Below are 18,189 nucleotides of genomic sequence, written 5' to 3' on the forward strand. Positions count from 1 at the left end.
AGTGGGGGCCGGTTCGCGTGAAGAAAACGCGCCAAAACAGTAATGCGCTGGTTCGTTGGTTTGCCGCAACCGCGGCGCTCCTGCTTGCGACGGCAGCCCAGGCGCAGGACTTCCCGAAACGCCCGATCACGATGATCGTGCCGTTCGCGGCCGGCGGCACGTCGGACGTGATCGCCCGCGCGGTGGCCGACCAGATGGGCATAGCGCTCGGCCAGAGCATCATCATCGAGAACGTCGCCGGCGCCGGCGGCTCCACCGCGCTGACGCGCGCGGCGCGCGCCGAGCCGGACGGCTACACCATCGCGATCGGCAATGCCGGCACCAATGCCGCCACCTACACGATCTATCCGAAGCTTGCGTTCACGCCCGACTCCTTCGCGCCGATCGCTGTCGTCGCCAAGACCTTCGGCATCGTCGCGTTGCGCAAGGATTTTCCGGCCAAGGACCTGAAAGAATTCATCGACTACGCGAAGAGGAATCCCGGCAAGGTCAATCTCGGCCATGCCGGCGTCGGCTCCTCGAATTACCTGATCTGCAAGAGCTTCGTTCATGCCGCCGGCGTCGACGTGACGCTGGTCGGCTATCGCGGCGCGGCGCCGGCGCTGACGGACGCGATCGGCGGCCAGATCGACGGCGTCTGCGATGCCGCTGCCTCGGTGTCGCAGGCGATCGACGACAAGCTGGTGAAGGCCGTCGTGGTCGGCTCGACCGTGCGGCTTGCGAGCCTGCCGGAGCTGCCGACCTCGGCCGAAGCGGGCCTGCCGGAGTTCGAGGCGCAGGGCTGGAACGGCCTGTTCGCGCCCAAGGGCACGCCGGCGGAGATCATCGCCAAGCTGAACGCGGCGGCGCGCAGCGCGGTCGCGAGCGAGCCGGTGAAGAAAAGGTTCGCCGATCTGTCGACAGTCGCGCCCGACGCGAACGAGCTGCAGCCCGAGGTGCTGCAGCAGCTCGTCACGCGCGACGTCGCGAAATACCGGACGCTGCTGGCGGACGACAAGAAATAGCGCGTCGCGACGTGCCCTCAGGGAATTCGGACCGTGAACCTGATCCGCTCCGAGCGAGACCAATGCGGTGTAGCCGCTGCCGTTTTACGATCGCTTCACGCTAGCATCGGTCCCATCGCTACCGGGGATTGTCGCAGCGCATAGGGCGCGTTATGACGGAGGCGATTTGGATGATCCGTCCGGTTCGCAGGGGTCCGCATGCCCGTCGCGTTGGTCGTGTTGCTGCTCGACATCACCCTGATCTACCACGCCGCGCGCACCGGGCGATTGCAGCCATGGGCCTTCATCATCTTGATGGTGCCGCTGATCGGCGCGCTCGCCTATATCGTCGTCGAACTGGTGCCGGAATGGTGGGGCGGGCCGGGCGGTGCGCAGGCGCGCAAGCGGGCCGCCAACCGGCTTGATCCGGAGAAGCAGTATCGCGACCTGTCGGATCGCCTTGCCACGTCGGACACCATCGCCAATCGCGTGACGCTGGCCGCGGAGTGCCAGAACGTCGGCCGCTACGAAGAAGCGGAGAACCACTACGACCATGTCATGCGGCAGCCGCAGGGTGACGATCCGGCCTATGCGCTCGCCAAGGCGCAGGCCCAGTTTGCCCGCAAGCGGCCCGACGACGCGCTGGCGACCCTCGATGCCTTGCGCGAGCGCTGGCCCGATTTCCAGTCTGCCGACGGGCATCTGCTCTATGCGCGCGCGCTCGCCGAAGCCGGCCGGATCGACGAGGCGCTGGAGGAATATCAGGCGGTCTCGCAATATTTTCCCGGCGCGGAGGCGCGCGTCCGCTATGGCCTGCTGCTGCAGGTGGTCGGCCGCAGCGCCGAAGCGCGCATGGTGTTCAACGAACTCCTGATCCAGATGCGCCGCGCCCCGCGCTATCTGCGCAACGCGCAGGCCGAGTGGCTCTCGATCGCCGAGAAGCAGCTGTCGGCGTGAGCGGTGCGGGCCGTCCGGCAACGATTCTGTTTCACTTCGTCCAGATCGACTGGCTGCCTTGCCAGCGTAAGGAGCGCGCTGGCGGAAGGGGTCCTTCCGGAACGTTAGGGAGAGGGGTGGCGCGCGATGCGCTCTCTCGATGCGATCGCCGATGGCGCGATATCGAAATTGCGAGCACGGCGCCTTCAATTGATCATCTCGCCCCGGGGCCTACCCCTCTCCCCAGTCCTCCCCCTCAAGGGGGGAGGGAGCTCTACCGGCGCGTTCACCTTACGTGGCTGCGCTATCGCTTGCGCATCCGACTCACCGCGCGCTTGAATGCCTCGCCAGGCACGGTCATCGCGGCGACGCCGGCCATGACCAGCAAGAGGCCGAGCGCGAGGTTCGACGGCACGGCTTCGCCGAGCAGCAGCACCGATAGCGCGACGCCGATCGGAATGCGCAAATAGCCCTGCGCGTTGGTGGTCAGCGTGCCGAGCCGCGTCAGGCACATGTAGAACAGCATCAGGCCGAACGCGCTGGAGAAGATGCCCATCGTGACGGTCGCGGCCAGTGCCTGCGGCGTCGGATGCAGCGTCCAGGGCCGATCGACGATCAACGCGAGCGGCAGCAGCACGGTGCCGCCGAACAGGAGCGAGCCGGCCGCGACCACCATCGGATCATAGTCCGACAGCCGCAGCCCGAAGATCGTGGCGCAGGCGAACGAGATCGTTGCCAGCAGGATCGCGATCTCGGCGAAGATCTCCTTGCCGAAACCTGCGAGCGCATCGAGGCCGATGATCGCGACCGTGCCCGCAAGGCCGAGGATCGCGCCGGCCAGCTTGAGCAGAGAGGCCGGCTCGTGCCGCGTGATCGCCCAGGTGATCAGGAAGGCGAAAATGGGCGTCGTCGAGGCCAGCACCACGGTGTTGGACGCCGGCACGTAGAGCTGCGCCCAGGTGATCACCAGGAATGGGATCGTCGAGTTGATGGTCTGCTGGACCGCGAACAGCTTCCATGCCTTGATGTCGGTCGGGATGCGCAGGCCGCGGATGCGCAGCACGATCAGCAGGAAGGCGGCGGCGACAAGCGAGCGCGCCGAGATGAAGGTGATCGGCGGGATCGAGCCCAGCCCGATCTTGGTCAGCGGATAGGTCGAGCTCCAGCAGCAGGCCAGCGCCAGCAGCAAGGCATAATCGCGCCAGCTCCGCGCGCCCGGCGCGGTGGATGGAGTGGGCGTCTGCACGGCAGCCATCACGCCACCCGTCTTCGCTGTGCTCTTCGGCACCTTGTCTGGTTCTCCCCGCGCATCGGCGCACGATGGCGAATGTAACGTGGCAGCGCGGCGAAAGGCTAGGGCGTCGCATTGATGTGTTTGCTCAGCGATGCCGTGTTGCGGAATTTCCGGCGCGGAAGCGACATGCGGGAGCGGAGTCGGTTGACGAATCGGCCCTGGGTGTCGCTTCGCTCATCCGGGCCACGTTCTGGGTCAACGCGTGGACTCATCAACGCGATGCGTCCACGCCCTAACCCGGCAAGCGCTCAGTAGTCCCAGTACACCGGCACCCAGCGGAAGTTGTCACCGTCGGCCGCCACATGGCCGACCGATGGGAACGGCAGGTGAGTGGCCACCAGCAGCCCGCCAGTCGTCGCCACTTCCCGCAACAGCTTGACGCGAACGCGGGCCGCCTCCTCGGGGTCGTGCTCGAAGCCGTTGTACCACTCGGGGTGTTCGAACCCGACCTGGAAGACGAGATCCCCCGCGAACGTCAGGCGATCACTCCCGGACACAACGCGGACCACGCTGTGCCCGGGGGTATGGCCGCCGGTGCGCGAGACGATCACGCCCGGCGCGACCTCGTGCTCCTCGTCGAACAGCCGCAGGTGGCTCTGGTACTCTTTCCTGAAACGCTTGGCAGCCGATCGCAGCGCGTCCGGGAATCCCGGCGGCATCGAGACGTGGGAGAAGTCGGGCGACTCCCAGAACTTGACCTCGGCGGCCGCCACGTGGATCCGCAGGTCCGGACTCAACTGCTCCTTCACGCCGTCGACCAACAGGCCGCCGACATGGTCCATGTGCATGTGGGTCAGCACCACGTCGGTCACCGACCCGAGATCGATGCCGGCGGCCTCGAGGCGCTTGATCAGCTGCCCGGCGCGCGGCAAGTGCAAATCCGGGTCGAGGCCCAGCCCGGCGTCGACCAGGATGGTCTGGCTGCCGCTGCGCACCACGACCACGTTGAGCGCCCAATCGAACGCGTCCGGCGGCAGGAACATGTCCTTCAGCCAGGTCGCCCGGACCGACGGGTCGACGTTATGCGCCAGCATCGCGGTCGGCAGCGGCAGCACGCCATCGCTGACCACCATGACGTCGATCTCACCGATCTTCAGCGCGTAGCGCGACGGAACCAGCTCGTCGGGCTGCGACCGGCCAGCGTGTACGGTGTTGTCCTGTCTCGTGGCAGGGTTTGTGGCAATCATCGTTTGTCTCCATCCGTGGTGAGGATGGCGATGGTGTAACGGATCGGCTCTGCGGCTGCCCCAGCGCGGTTGCCGTCGCTATAGAGCAATTGCTGCGAACGCAAGTCCCCCAAGTGTATCGATCAGTGCGTAGCCCGCATGAACGCAGCGACATGCGGGAACGGCGGCGGCGGCTAGAGCGGTCCCGGACATCGCTACCCTCATCCGGGCTGCGTGGGCCGATGTCCGTCAGTAGGGCAATGCAGTCTCGAGATCGGCGAAGCCGAGCGGCCGCCAGCCAGGCAGACCCCAGACGCTACTTGAATCCGATCACCATCGAATCCGGACCAACGAGAGGCTCGAGCTGCGTCCTCGAGAATCCGGCTTCACGCATCCAGGCTTGACAGTCCGCGCCCGTATAGTCGAACCCACCTTCGGTTTCGATCAGCATATTCAGGCTCATCAAGAGACCAAACGCGTTTTCGCGGCGGTCATCATCGATGATGGCGTCATAGACAATCACCGCGCCACCCTTCGGCAGCGCAGCAAATGCCTTGGCGAGCAGCGCCTTCTTCTCGGCGAGGTTCCAATCATGCAGGATGTGACCCATGATGATGACGTCGGCCTGCGGCAGCGGGTCCTCGAAGAAATTCCCGCCGCGAAACTTCACGCGATCCTGCACGCCGCGCTGCGCGATAAACTCCTCGAAGACCGGCTTGACCACCGGAAGGTCGAAGCCGATGCCGATGAGGTGCGGATGGGCAGATGCGAGCGTGGCAGGAACCATGCCTTGCGCCGACCCGAGATCCATGAAAGTCTTGTAGTCGCGCCATGGAAACTTGCCGGCAATGGCCTGGGCCGCACCGGCGCTGATCGCGCTCATTGCGGCCAGAAAGCCGCGCAAACGTGCCGGATCGGCATAGAGCGCGGCAAAGAAGTTTTCGCCGCCCTTGCCCTCGTTCTGCAACTCGCCGCTGCGCAGCGCCTCGGTGAGTGAACCCCAGAAGCGATAGAGCCGGGCATTTGCCATCTCCAGGATGCCGCCGATATAGGACGGCTTGGCGCTATCGAGATAGAGATCGGTCTCGGCGGTGTTGCGGTAGATGCCGTTGTCGCGCTCCAAGAGCTTGAGCGCCACCAGTGTATCGAGGAAGTCGCGGGCCGATCGCGGATGCAGCGCAAGCTTCTTCTGCAGTGTCGGCAGGTCGGCGCCGCCATTGGCCAAGGTGCTGAACACGCCGAGCTCGACGGCGCTCAGCAGCGTCTTGGAAGCCCAGAAGCCCATGCCGATCTGCATGATATGGTCGGGTGTTGCTGTGCTCATGATGTGATCCCAAATTGGCTGTCGCCGCTGTTGCAGCGTATGAAAATTTCGATCTGGATTCGGACCTGTACGCCGGAAGGTGGCAGGGACGTGCCACGGCGTCATTTCAAATAACGGCAAACAAATTTGATCGTAACATGTTGAACCGGTGAACGCCATCGGCGAAAAACCAGCGAAATAAATGATCGATGGATGCCAGTCCGGCATCCATCGATCATGTTTGGCTAAAGCGCGATGAGATTTGGTTGAATCGTCATCGCGCTTCAGCTCTTTATTTGAGCATGGTCTTTTCGGAACTCCGCTCCGCACTTTTTCCGGATCATGCCTTAGCGCAGGACCTCGCGCAGCACGTCGCCGTCGACCTGATGCGGTGCGGCGCCCAGGATCCGCATGATGGTCGGCGCCACGTCGATATTGCGCATCCGCCGCACCACCGTGTTCTGGCGGATCTGCGGCCCGGCGGCGATGAACGTCGCGCTCATCACCGGGAGCTCCGGATCGTGGCCATGGGCGCCATAGAAGTTCGGCATCGACAGCGTGGTGGTGGCCGCGTTGAATGCGGCGTCCCCCTTGCGCGCGACGCCGGGATTCTGCACGCCGTCGAAATTGTAGCCGGGAGCCATCAGCGCGAACACGTCGCCATAGTCCTGGCCGATGGTCTTGCTGAGGCACTGGCCGGTGCCGGCGTCGCATTGCAGCGGCCGGGTCTCGACGACAGTGAAGATGCGCTGGTCATTGAGCGAATAGTTGAAGCGCACATTGGGGTCGACCGCGTTCTTCACCGCATCGGTAATCTGCGTGACGAGGGCCCGGTAGGTCGCCAGATCGACGGTGCCGCCGAGCTCGCGGTTCTGCAGGTTGACATAGATGTCCGCAGCCGGACCTGAGGTGCGGATCGCGATCTTGCTGGTATCGATGCCAGCGTTGCGCAGGATGTTGGTGAGATTGACCGAGGTGTGGAACGGCGCGAAGCCGTGATCCGACACCACGATCACGTTGCTGTCGCGGCCCGCCGCATCGGCGATCCGCTTCACCGCCTTGTCGGCGGTCTGGTAGGCGAAGCGGATGTAGGAGGCGTAGCGCTTGACCTTGTCAGCATCCTGGTTGGCGCCGATCGAATTCGGGTCGGCGGGGTTGGTGCCCTGGCGGGGATCGGTCAGCAGGAACTGGTGCTCGGAGCCGTCGGGTTGTTCGATATAGACCATGACCAGATCGGCGTCGGGGTGGGTCTTGATCGCGCGCTCGCCGATGTCAGCCTGGTAGCGCACGAAGGTCTTCACCATGTCCTCGTACATCGTCTCGATCTCGATATCCGGGAAATTGGTGAACCCCGGGCTCAGGCGCTCCGGGATGCGGAAGTCGGCCTGCGGACGCCAGAACCCGATGTTGTTGTTGATGTCGTCGACATCGGCGAGAACCGGCGTGTTGCGCGGAATGAAGTTGGCACCGTAGCGGGCGAAGCGCACCGTCGAGAGGTCGGGCGCCAGCGCCGAGACGAAATACGCGGCACCGACCTTCGCGCCGCTGCCTTCGAAGAAGAACGGCGCGTTCTCACCGCCGAACTTGGCATAGGCCGGTCCGGTCGACGGCGCGTGGAACGGTCCCGCGGTGATGCCTCTGATAGCATCGAAGAACACCAGCGTGTCGTAGTTGACCTTGCGGTCATTGGTGGTGTCGATCGCCGCGACGCGGATCGAATATTTGACGTCGAGCGTCGAGGCGTTGGTGCAGGTCGCGGTCGCCGCCGAGGAGCAGGAGAACGTCTCGATCGGATTTGTCGTCACCAGCACCGGGCTGTAGGAGAAGCGGCCCGCAGCCTGCAGCGCCGTCACAATGCCCGGATCGTTCGTGAAGTCGCTGCGCGACAGCGAGAAACCCTGGGCCCCGATGCCGCCGAACGCACCGAACGGCACGGTGAAGTCGGTGGTGCGGATCGGCTGTGCCGCCTGCACCACGGTGTTGTTGATGGAGATGGTGGCGCCGTCGCCGCGCCGCTGATGCTGCCGGAGATCGGCCCGACGATCGGCTGGAACGTGTTCGAGGGGATGTCGTTATGGACCGCCGTCGAACCAGTCGCGATCGCGATGTGCGACACCGCGGTGAGCGACGGCGATGCCGTCACGTTCTGCAGCGCCACTGCGCCGCGGCGAGAGAGCCGGGCGAGGCCGCCGTCACGCGGCAGCACGCCTTCCTCGATGTATTTCTGGATGAAATCGGGCTTTGCGCCATCGAGCGAGATCATCACCACGCGCGGCTTGCGGCCGTGATGGCCGCCGTCATGGTCCTGATCGTGATCATGACCGCGGGAATCGCCGCCGCGATCACCATTGTCGCCGTCCTGGCCGGCGCACGCCGGAGTTGCAACGCACGCCAGGGATGCGACAAGCGACATCGCCGACGTGATGGAAAGGAATGTCTTCAAGTTCATCAGAAAGCCCCTCGTGGTCGCTGCGCAAATGCGGAAATGCTCAGCAATCTTCGAGGGCCTGGCTGACGCGCATGTGACGCGCGTGCGACGAGGCAACGACAGGGCGTCGTTGTGTCACACGCGCCATGTGGGCTCACGCGAAGAACCTTCGTGAACACAATGCGCTAGTGCATGATGCGGAAAACTGTGAAGCGGGTGTCGCTCGCGACAAACGCAAAGTGTTTGCGCGGAGACCAGGTTCAAAGAGCGGGCCCAAGCGCGATGACGATGGTTCATCGCGCATTTCAACCTGTGTTTTCGTATCGAGTCGGCCGATGTAACGGCTGGATGACGACGCGTTACGGCGTCGGTGCCGGCGCCTTCCGCCGCACTCGCTTGATGGTGCCGGAGAAAGAGAACAGCGGCCGCGTGCCCGACATCAGCATGCCGCGCACGAAGATCAGCGACATGCCGGCACGCATGACTTCGCCCACACATTCGATCAGCTCGCCCTTGCGGGCGGCGTCGAGGAATTCCGAGGCGAACGACACCGTGACGCCGGAACCCTGCAGCACCGGGGTGGCGAGGGCGAACAAGCAGTAATCGGCGAATGTCATAAAGCAGCCGCCATGGACGTTGCCGGAGCCGTTGAGGTGCTTCTCGACGACCCGGAACGCGCAGGTCACGCGGCCGTTCTCGTCGACCCGATGGTAGAACGGCCCGGTATGGGTCTCGAAATTGTCGCGCCGCCAGGTTCGCCAGCCGGCGAATTCGCCGTCGGTTTCGATCTGGATGCCGTATTTGTCGAGGGATGCAGTCTGGGACAGGTCGTTCACGAAAATGGGCCTTCAATCCGGAGTTTCGGTCCTTAAATCCGATCCGTCCTCAATGTGCAAATCCGGCGCCCGGTGGCGGGCGGCCGCAAAGCTCTGGACAGGGGCAAAATGCCCCCTAAAAGGCCTTTTCGCCCCCGTTCGATCTACCTATTAAGGGTCCCATGACCGCGCCCAAGAATGAGCCCCAGATCACCCCCGAACTCGTCGCCGCCCACGGGCTGAAGCCGGACGAGTACGAGCGCATCCTGAAGCTGATCGGGCGGGTTCCGACCTTCACCGAGCTCGGCATCTTCTCGGCGATGTGGAACGAGCACTGCTCGTACAAGTCCTCGCGCATCCATTTGCGCGGGCTGCCGACCAAGGCGCCCTGGGTGATCCAGGGCCCCGGCGAGAATGCCGGCGTGATCGATATCGGCGACGGCCAGGCGGTGGTCTTCAAGATGGAGAGCCACAACCACCCGAGCTACATCGAGCCCTATCAGGGCGCGACGACAGGCGTCGGCGGCATTTTGCGCGACGTCTTCACGATGGGCGCGCGTCCGATCGCCTGTCTCAACGCGCTGAGCTTCGGCGCGCCGGAGCATCCGAAAACCCGGCACCTCGTGTCCGGCGTGGTCGCGGGCGTCGGCGGCTACGGCAATTCGTTCGGCGTGCCGACGGTCGGCGGCCAGGTGCGCTTCCACACCCGCTACGACGGCAACATCCTGGTCAACGCGATGGCGGTCGGCCTCGCCGACGCCGACAAGATCTTCTACGCCGCGGCTTCCGGCGTGAACATGCCGATCGTCTATCTCGGCTCCAAGACCGGCCGCGACGGCATTCACGGCGCCTCGATGGCCTCGGCCGAATTCGACGACGCCTCCGAGGAGAAGCGCCCGACCGTGCAGGTCGGCGATCCCTTCGCTGAAAAACTGCTGTTGGAAGCCTGCCTCGAGACGATGGAGCAGGGCTGCGTGATCGCGATCCAGGACATGGGCGCGGCGGGCCTGACCTGCTCGGCGGTCGAGATGGGCGCCAAGGGCGATCTCGGCGTCGAGCTCGACCTCGACACGGTGCCCACGCGCGAGACCGGCATGAGCGCCTACGAGATGATGCTCTCGGAGAGCCAGGAGCGCATGCTGATGGTGCTCAAGCCCGAGAAGGAGAAGCAGGCCGAGGCGATCTTCCGCAAATGGGGGCTCGATTTCGCCATCGTCGGCTACACCACGCCGACCAAGCGCTTCGTCGTCAAGCATGGCGGCGACGTGATGGCCGATCTGCCGATCAAGGAGCTCGGCGACGAGGCGCCGGTCTATGACCGCCCGCACGTCGCCTCGAACGCCCTGCCTGTGATCCGCGGGCAGGACGTCAAGCCGCCGTTCGGCATCGCGGAGGCGCTGCTGAAGCTGATCGGCACGCCCGAACTGTGCTCGAAGCGCTGGGTCTGGGAGCAGTACGACCACGTCATCCTCGGCAATACCGTGCAGCGGCCCGGCGGCGATGCCGCGGTGGTGCGCGTCGAGGACGGGCCGAAGGGACTCGCGCTCACCGTCGACGTCACGCCGCGCTATTGCGAGGCCGATCCGTTCGAGGGCGGCAAGCAGGCGGTGGCGGAAGCCTGGCGCAACATCACCGCGGTCGGCGGCCGGCCGCTCGCGATCACCGACAATCTCAATTTCGGCAACCCCGAGCGCCCCGAGATCATGGGCCAGTTCGTCGGCTGCCTGAAGGGCATTTCGGAAGCCTGCCGCGCGCTGGATTTCCCGGTCGTCTCCGGCAACGTCTCGCTCTACAACGAGACGAACGGCCGCGGCATTTTGCCCACGCCCTCGATCGGCGGGGTCGGCCTGCTCGACGACTTTACGAAGTCGGCGACGCTGGCGTTCAAGGCGGCGGGCGAGGCGATCCTCCTGATCGGCGATGCCCAGGGCTGGCTCGGCCAGTCGGTCTATCTGCGCGACGTCTGCGGCCGCGAAGAGGGCGCTCCGCCGCCTGTCGATCTCGCCGCCGAGAAGCGCAACGGCGATGTTGTCAGAGGCATGATCCATGCCGGCACCGCGACCGCGGTGCATGACGTTTCCGACGGCGGCCTCCTGATCGCGCTTGCCGAGATGGCGATCGCCAGCGGTATCGGCGCGCAGCTGCTCGCCGCACCCTCGTCGATCGTGCCGCATGCCTACTGGTTCGGCGAGGATCAGGGCCGCTACATCGTCACCGTGCCGGCGGCCGACGCGGGTCTCGTGCTGGCGAAGATGAAGGGCGCGGGCGTGCCCTGTGCGCGCATCGGCACCACCGGTGGCGATGCGATCGCGGTCGCCGGCGAAAAGCCGGTCGCGATCGAAGACCTCTCCCGCGCCTTCGAGCACTGGCTGCCGAATTATATGCGCGGCGCCGCCGCCTGATCCGGCAGGAATTTACCTCGCCCCGCTCACGCGGAAGGGAGTATCGACCGCTTTATCTGCCGCGGATGGCGCGCCACAGGAAGATGATGATGCAGGCGCCGATGAAGCCGGCGACCAGGTAGGCGATCCAGCCGCCGCCGAGCGACACGCCGATCAGGGCCAGCAGCCAGTTCGCCAGCGCCGCGCCGACGATGCCGAGGATGATGTTCATGAGGATACCGGTTCCGGACTTCATGAACATCTCGGCAAACCAGCCAGCCAATCCTCCGACGATGATGGCGGCGATCCATCCGATTTGCGGGTCGTTCATCTGACACTCCCTGGGTCAAGCAGTATCGAGAGCATAACCGAGAATCACCGACCGGCATGTGTCAATCGTCACCTGTCCCCCGCTTGTCGGGCGTGGCCGGCTTGATTCGTTGCGCCGAATCGGGACGCGCGAGGCTGGGTCTCAGCGCTGCCGCTTGCGGGCGCGCCTCCGCTCGGCGGCGGTGATCAGGATGCGCGGGCCCGCGCCCTGCGCCCCGAGCCTGTCGTCGGCGTTGCGCAGCGGGCAATCGGTGACCGACAGGCAGCCGCAGCCGATGCACTTGAACAGCTTGTCGCGGAGGTCGGTGAGGTCGTCGATCCGCTGTTGCAGCGTCTCGGTCCAGGCGCTCATGGCGCGCGACCATTCGCGCATGGTCGGGGCGCGGTCGAGCGGGATCGCCGCGAAGGTCCGCCTGATCTCCTCCAGGGGAATTCCGGCGCGCTGTGCGATTCTGATCACGGCGATCCGGCGCAGCACACCGCGCATGTAACGCCGCTGATTGCCGCTGGTGCGCCGGCTCGCGATCAGTCCCTTGCTCTCGTAGAAGTGAAGCGTGGAGACCGCGAGCCCGCTGCGCCGCGCCACTTCGCCGACCGAAAGCTCCGCTGCCAACGCCATTGTTAGAAGTCCTGCAAGCCGCCCGCCTTGACCTCAACTATACTTGAGGTTCTATATCATCGGCCGGCTTGCAGGGGCAAGCTTCCGGCGGCATTCCGTCGGGTTCGCTGTTCTGGATTGGAAATGCCGTCCGCATCATCAGATTCGCGCGGGTCGCTGCGCGCTCGCGCAATGCCGTTCGGCATTGTTCTCGTGTTGATCATCGCAGCCGCGGCCGCGCTGTTCGCCTCGCGCGGCGACCGCGCCGCGGCCACGACGACCGCCGAGCCGCCGCCGACACCGGTCGCGGCGATGATGGTGCGCAGCGAAGCCTTGCCGCGCTCGATCGAGGCGATCGGCTCGCTGCAGGCGGTGCGCCAGGTGACGCTGGCGCCCGAGGTGGCCGGACGCGTCACCGCGATCAATTTCGAGGCGGGCACCGATGTCGCCGCCGGCACCGCGCTGGTGCAGCTCTATGACGCGCCGCTGCGTGCCTCCCGCACCGTTGCGGTCTCGAAGGGACGCTTCGCGCAGTTGCAGGAGAAGCGTTCGCAGGGGCTCGCGCCGTCGGGCTTCGTCACCCAAGAGGTGTTGCAGCAGCGGCAGGAGGATCTCAAGCAGGCCGACGCCAGCGTCGAGCAGCTCGATGCGCAGATCGCGCAACTGACGATCCGGGCGCCGTTCGCCGGCCAGATCGGCCTGCGCAAGGTCAATCTCGGGCAATACGTCAATGCCGGCGACGCGCTCGCCACGCTGACCGCGCTCGACCAGCTCTACGTCAATTTCACCGTTCCGCAGCAGCGCCTGTCAAATCTGAAGGTGGGAGGCGCGGTGACGATCCGTACCGACGCTTTCCCCGATCGGGAGTTCGAGGCGAAAATCAATGCCATCGAACCGCAGGTCGCCGAGGACACCCGCAATGTCCTCGTGCAGGCCCTGTTCGACAATCCCGACCGGCTGCTGCGGCCGGGCCTGTTCGTGATGGTCAATGTCGTGCTGCCGCCGCAGCCTGACGCGATCGTGGTGCCGGTCACAGCGATCCAGACCTCAGCATCCGGCGAGAGCGTGCTGGTGGTGCGCGACAGCAAGGCGGTCGCCGTCGCGGTCAGGACCGGCCAGCGCATCGGCGAGCGCGTCGTGGTCGAGCAGGGGCTGTCGGCGGGCGACCATATCGTCACTGCCGGCCAGCTCCGCGTCATGCCCGGCGCGACCGTGCAGATGACGATGGCCGAGGAGAAGGGGCGCTGACATCAGCGCCGGGTCAGCATCATGCATTTCACCGACATCTTCATCCGGCGGCCGATCCTGGCGACCGTCGTCAGCCTAATGATCCTCTTGATCGGCTCGGCGGCATTGCTGTCGCTGCCGGTGCGGCAATATCCCAGCATGGAGAGCGCGACCATCCAGGTCGACGTCTCGTTCCCCGGCGCGACCCAGGATGTCATGCAGGGCTTTGTCACCTCTGTCATCGCGCAGTCGATCGCGACCGCCAACGGCATCGAGTACATGACGTCGAACTCGACGCTCGGCCTCAGCCAGATCAAGGCCAAGCTGGTGCTCAACGCCAATGCCGACCGCGCCATGACCGAAGTGCTGGCCAAGGTGCAGCAGGTCAAGTACCGGATGCCGGCCGGCGTGTTCGATCCCGTCATCACCAAGATCACCGACGGCGCCTCCGCGGTGCAGTACATCGCCTTCACCAGCGACACGCTGACGCCGGCGCAGATCACCGATTTTGCCACCCGCGTGGCGCAGCCGCTCTTGACCTCGGTGCCCGGCGTGGCGTCGGCCGATACTTCGGGCGGATCGTCATTGGCGATGCGGGTGTGGATCGATCCGTTCAAGCTCGCCGCGCGCGGCCTGATCCCGGCCGACGTCGCGGCTGCTCTGCGCTCCAACAACGTGCAGGCCGCCCCTGGGCGGCTGCGCGGCGAGATGACCGTCACCAACATCACCGCGGCGACCGACCTGCGCAATCTCGATGACTTCCGCCGGATGGTGATCAAGACCAGCGCGGGCAGCGGCGGCCTGGTGCGGCTCGGCGACGTCGCAACGCTCGAGATCGGTGGCGAGAACTACGATTCCAATGCGCGCGACAGCGGCAAGCCGACGGTCTACATCGCGGTGCAGCCGACGCCCGACGGCAATCCGCTGGAGATCGTCGCCGCCACCGGCAAGGTGATCGAGGACCTCAACCGCGTGGCGCCGCCCGGCCTGAAGATTGCCGACGTCTTCAACATCGTGCATTTCGTCAAGGCGTCGATCTCCGAGGTGCAGCACTCGCTGGTCGAGGCGATCGTGATCGTCGTGGTGGTGATCCTGCTGTTCCTGGGCTCGTTCCGCTCGGTGCTGATCCCTGTCGTCACCGTGCCGCTGTCGCTGGTCGGCACCGCCGCGATGATGCTGGGGCTCGGCTTCTCCATCAACCTTTTGACCTTGCTCGCCATGGTGCTGGCGATCGGGCTCGTGGTCGACGACGCCATCGTCGTGGTCGAGAACATCCATCGCCACATCGAGGAGGGCCTTCGCCCCGGCGAGGCGGCGCTGATCGGCGCCCGCGAGATCGTAGGTCCTGTCATCGCGATGACGATCACGCTCGCCGCGGTCTATGCGCCGATCGGCCTGATGGGCGGGCTGACCGGCAGCCTGTTCCGCGAATTCGCCTTCACGCTGGCCGGCTCGGTGGTGGTGTCGGGTGTCGTCGCGCTGACGCTGTCGCCGATGATGAGCGCGCAGCTGCTCGGGGAGGCGAGCACGCATGGCCGCTTCGCCCGCTTGGTCGAGCACCAGTTCTCGAGGCTGTCGCGCGGCTACAGCCGGCTGCTGGCGGCGACGCTGAAGATGCGCGCCGCGGTGCTGCTGGTCGCCGTCAGCGTGCTGGGGGCGATCGTGGTGCTGTTCTTCGGCAGCCAGCGCGAGCTCGCGCCACAGGAGGACCAGGGCTATGTGTTCACCGTGCTGCGCGCGCCGCAATATGCCAGCGTCGACTACACCACGCGCTATACCGACCAGATCGAACAGCTCTATCGCTCGTTTCCGGAATATCATGCGAGCTGGGTCGTCAACGGCACCGACGGCCAGAACCATGCGTTCGGCGGCATCACCCTGACCGATTGGGACAAGCGCAAGCGCTCCGCCAACGACATCCAGAACCAGCTCTACGGCATGTCCTACGGCGTGCTCGGCGCGTCGGTGACGCCGTTCCAGCCGGCGGCGCTGCCGGCGGCGACCGGGGGCCTGCCGTTCCAGATGGTGGTGCGCTCGGCCGGCAGCTTCGCCAGCATCTATCAGGAGGTCGAGGGCCTGAAGCAGGCCGCCTGGAAGAGCGGGCTGTTCGCCTTCGTCGACAGCGATCTCGCATTCGACAGCCCGACCGCGCGGATCACTATCGATCACGCCAAGGCCGCCGAATCCGGCGTCAGCATGCAGACTATCGCCGACACGCTCGCGGTGCTGGTCGGCGAGAACTACGTCAACCGCTTCAACTTCTTCGAGCGCTCCTATTCGGTGATCCCGCAGGTGCGGCAGGCCGACCGCGTGACGCCGGAAAATCTCGGCAGCTTCAACGTGCGCTCGAGCGCGGGGCGGATGTTCCCGCTGTCGACGGTGATCAAGGTCAACGTCAAGCCCGAGCCGAACCGGCTGCCGCAGTTCAACCAGATGAATGCGGCGACGCTCTCGGCGGTGCTGAAACCCGGCGTGACGATGGGGCAGGCGGTCGCCTTCATGCAGGGGCAAAAGCTGTCGCCGGGCATGACGATCGACTGGCTGTCGGACAGCCGGCAATACGTCCAGGAGGGCAACCGCCTGATCGTGACCTTCGGCATGGCCTTGATCGTGATCTTCCTGGTGCTGGCGGCGCAGTTCGAAAGCTTTCGCGATCCGCTGGTCATCATGGTCACGGTGCCGCTCGCGGTCTGCGGCGCGCTGCTGCCGCTCTATTTCGGTTTCACCACGCTGAACATCTACACCCAGATCGGCCTCGTCACGCTGATCGGGCTGATCTCCAAGCACGGCATCCTGATGGTCAGCTTCGCCAACGAGATCCAGCACAATGAGGGACTCGACCGCGTCGCCGCGATCCAGAAGGCCGCCGCGGTGCGGATGCGCCCGGTCCTGATGACGACGGCCGCAATGGTCGCGGGTCTGGCGCCGCTGCTCTATGCCGACGGCGCCGGCGCAGCGAGCCGCTTCGCGATCGGCATCGTGGTGGTGATGGGCATGCTGATCGGCACGCTGTTCACGCTATTCGTGCTGCCGACTTTCTACATCCTGATCGCCCGCGACCACCGCGCCGCAGCTGCCCCGAAGCTGGAGCGCGTGACGGCGCGGGGCGAGATCGCGGCGTAGACTACAGCACGTATTTGGCGCCCGGAATCTTGCGCAGCACGGCGGTGGCGGCCCAGCTCAGCGCCACCGTGGCGAAGAACGCGATCGCCGCCTTGGCGATCGCCGGCAGATCCATATCGAACAGCCAGTATTGCAGCCACAGCACGATCGGATAGTGCACCAGGAACATGCCGTAGGCATCGGCCTGCATGCGGTCCAGCAGGGTTGGGCCGGATGCCTTCGATTGCAGGAAATAGGCCAGGATCGCGAACAGGATCGAGGCGCTGAACAGCACGAAGAAGGTACCGTAGATCGCGAGATACCAGGACGGCAGCGGATCCGGATTACCGATCACCTGGCGCTTGACGTAGATCATGACCCACATCATGGCGTAGGGGATCAGCGTGACGCCGGTCCAGAACCAGCGCCGCTCGGTCAGCCGTCCGTGCGCGCTGAGCACGCCGCTCTCGAGCTGTGCCGCGCCGATGCCGGCACCGATGAAGAAATAGGACGCGTACAGCAGCACGCGGCTCGCCTGCACCGAGAACGGCCCGAATTCGAACCAGCGGTTCTGGCCGAAATAAACCAGCAGCGGCAAATAAAGCAGCGCGCTGCCCACCACGAGAAACAGCCAGAACTTCGAGGGACGTTCGAATCCCTTCAACGAGAGGCGGTTGATCGGATCGAGCAGGCGCGGCGAGATGCGGTAGAGCAGGCTCGCGGTGACGTCGAACGCCATCAGCACCCAGACGAACCAGATCGGTCCGGCCGGCCAGGGACCGACGGTCATGGTCTTGCGCCAGAACTCGCCGAAGCTGGTGCCCGGCGTGTGGCGCAGCTCGATCGCCCAATAGGCGAGCGGGATCACGGTGACGGCGCAGACCACGAACGGCAGGCCGAGCCGCAGCAGCCGGTCGCGCAGGAAGATCAGCCACGGCTTGTGGCCAAGCCCGGGCCAGACGAACAGCCCAGACAGGAAGAAGAACATCGCCATGAAGAAGCTGTCGGTCGCCAGCACCACGCCGTCGAAGCCGATCCAGGACGTCGGGTCGGTGTGGCCGAAATAGGTGTAGGGGATCACCGCGTGGTGGAGCAGCACGACCAGTGTCAGGAAGGTGCGCGCCCGGTCCAGCGCTACGTTGCGCTTGTGGAGCTTCGGTGCTGCCTGGACGTCGACGTCCGGTGCCGCATGCGCAATCGATTTCATGGTGTCCCCAGCCGGGTCCGCAGCCGGATGTTGCAATCGGGCGCCGGATTCAGCAAGGCCCAATCGTCCCGCTTGGCGGGCATCGAGGTCGAGGTTGGTCATTCCGCGGGTCTGGTTCGTTTTGGAACTGTGGTTGGTAACGGGCGTTATCGGAGGAATTGGCAACGCGCGGGGCGCGGCCACGAGGAGCAAGCAATGACGATTCTGAAATGGGCGCTGATCTTCCTTGTCGTGTCCATTATTGCGGGCCTGCTCGGCTTCACCGGCATCTCAGCCGCCTCTGCCGACATCGCGCGCTTCCTGTTCTATGTGTTCGTCGTGATCTTCCTGGTGCTCCTGATCCTCGGGCTCACAATATTCCGGGCCTAGCGGGAGACCGCGCTCAGCTCCCTTCTTAGTGCCCGGCTGCCCCGGGCACC

General features: G+C 65.4%; 14 protein-coding genes and 1 pseudogene. 6 read left to right on the forward strand and 9 right to left on the reverse strand.

Going from position 1 to position 18,189, the window contains the following annotated elements; genetic code table 11:
* Positions 1-17: 17 nt before the first annotated feature.
* Both J6500_RS20165 and J6500_RS20170 read left to right on the forward strand, forming a co-directional pair.
* Positions 18-1,004 (forward strand): tripartite tricarboxylate transporter substrate-binding protein, encoded by a 987-nt coding sequence (locus J6500_RS20165; RefSeq protein WP_376707832.1) that lies wholly within the window; start codon positions 18-20, stop codon positions 1,002-1,004.
* A 198-nt stretch (positions 1,005-1,202) separates the two neighbouring features.
* A complete protein-coding gene (locus tag J6500_RS20170) occupies positions 1,203-1,940 on the forward strand; it encodes a tetratricopeptide repeat protein (RefSeq protein ID WP_225714435.1) in 738 nt (245 codons plus the stop codon).
* Positions 1,941-2,223: 283 nt separating this feature from the next.
* On the opposite strand, the gene J6500_RS20175 is transcribed toward J6500_RS20170, so the two are convergent.
* From J6500_RS20175 to J6500_RS20200, 6 genes and pseudogenes are all read right to left on the reverse strand, one after another.
* Positions 2,224-3,207 (reverse strand): DMT family transporter, encoded by a 984-nt coding sequence (locus J6500_RS20175; protein ID WP_225714436.1) that lies wholly within the window; start codon positions 3,205-3,207, stop codon positions 2,224-2,226.
* A gap of 254 nt (positions 3,208-3,461) precedes the next feature.
* Positions 3,462-4,400 (reverse strand): MBL fold metallo-hydrolase, encoded by a 939-nt coding sequence (locus tag J6500_RS20180; RefSeq protein WP_225714437.1) that lies wholly within the window; start codon positions 4,398-4,400, stop codon positions 3,462-3,464.
* Between the two features lie 295 nt (positions 4,401-4,695).
* Positions 4,696-5,703, reverse strand: coding sequence for a methyltransferase (locus tag J6500_RS20185; RefSeq protein WP_225714469.1), 1,008 nt, complete (start codon positions 5,701-5,703; stop codon positions 4,696-4,698).
* A 326-nt stretch (positions 5,704-6,029) separates the two neighbouring features.
* Positions 6,030-7,655 (reverse strand): alkaline phosphatase family protein, encoded by a 1,626-nt coding sequence (locus J6500_RS32100; RefSeq protein WP_225714438.1) that lies wholly within the window; start codon positions 7,653-7,655, stop codon positions 6,030-6,032.
* A 137-nt stretch (positions 7,656-7,792) separates the two neighbouring features.
* Positions 7,793-8,131: pseudogene (locus J6500_RS32105) on the reverse strand (alkaline phosphatase family protein); the annotation flags it as partial.
* Between the two features lie 338 nt (positions 8,132-8,469).
* On the reverse strand, positions 8,470-8,946 hold the full coding sequence (locus tag J6500_RS20200; protein WP_225714439.1) for a PaaI family thioesterase: 477 nt from the start codon (positions 8,944-8,946) through the stop codon (positions 8,470-8,472).
* Between the two features lie 161 nt (positions 8,947-9,107).
* Here J6500_RS20200 and purL point away from each other — a divergent pair, with 161 nt between their 5' ends.
* On the forward strand, positions 9,108-11,327 hold the full coding sequence (gene purL / locus J6500_RS20205) for a phosphoribosylformylglycinamidine synthase subunit PurL (protein WP_225714440.1): 2,220 nt from the start codon (positions 9,108-9,110) through the stop codon (positions 11,325-11,327).
* A 52-nt stretch (positions 11,328-11,379) separates the two neighbouring features.
* Here purL and J6500_RS20210 read toward each other — a convergent pair whose 3' ends face one another.
* Complete coding sequence (locus tag J6500_RS20210) at positions 11,380-11,637, reverse strand: GlsB/YeaQ/YmgE family stress response membrane protein (protein WP_225714441.1); 258 nt, start codon at positions 11,635-11,637, stop codon at positions 11,380-11,382.
* A gap of 141 nt (positions 11,638-11,778) precedes the next feature.
* Positions 11,779-12,255 (reverse strand): redox-sensitive transcriptional activator SoxR, encoded by a 477-nt coding sequence (gene soxR / locus J6500_RS20215; RefSeq protein ID WP_225714442.1) that lies wholly within the window; start codon positions 12,253-12,255, stop codon positions 11,779-11,781.
* 192 nt (positions 12,256-12,447) lie between these two features.
* Between soxR and J6500_RS20220 the strand changes: the two genes are divergently transcribed.
* Both J6500_RS20220 and J6500_RS20225 read left to right on the forward strand, forming a co-directional pair.
* Positions 12,448-13,482: an efflux RND transporter periplasmic adaptor subunit gene (locus J6500_RS20220; RefSeq protein WP_225714443.1), complete on the forward strand. Its 1,035-nt coding sequence runs from the start codon at positions 12,448-12,450 to the stop codon at positions 13,480-13,482.
* A 21-nt stretch (positions 13,483-13,503) separates the two neighbouring features.
* On the forward strand, positions 13,504-16,584 hold the full coding sequence (locus tag J6500_RS20225) for an efflux RND transporter permease subunit (RefSeq protein WP_225714444.1): 3,081 nt from the start codon (positions 13,504-13,506) through the stop codon (positions 16,582-16,584).
* 1 nt (position 16,585) lies between these two features.
* Here the strand turns inward: J6500_RS20225 and J6500_RS20230 are convergent, their stop codons facing one another.
* Complete coding sequence (locus J6500_RS20230; protein ID WP_225714445.1) at positions 16,586-17,770, reverse strand: acyltransferase family protein; 1,185 nt, start codon at positions 17,768-17,770, stop codon at positions 16,586-16,588.
* A gap of 195 nt (positions 17,771-17,965) precedes the next feature.
* On the opposite strand from J6500_RS20230, the gene J6500_RS20235 reads away from it, so the two are divergent.
* Positions 17,966-18,139, forward strand: coding sequence for a DUF1328 domain-containing protein (locus J6500_RS20235; RefSeq protein WP_044541507.1), 174 nt, complete (start codon positions 17,966-17,968; stop codon positions 18,137-18,139).
* The last annotated feature ends 50 nt before the right edge of the window (positions 18,140-18,189 follow it).

Origin of the sequence: Bradyrhizobium semiaridum, from assembly GCF_020329505.1 — a bacterium.
Lineage (GTDB): Bacteria > Pseudomonadota > Alphaproteobacteria > Rhizobiales > Xanthobacteraceae > Bradyrhizobium > Bradyrhizobium semiaridum.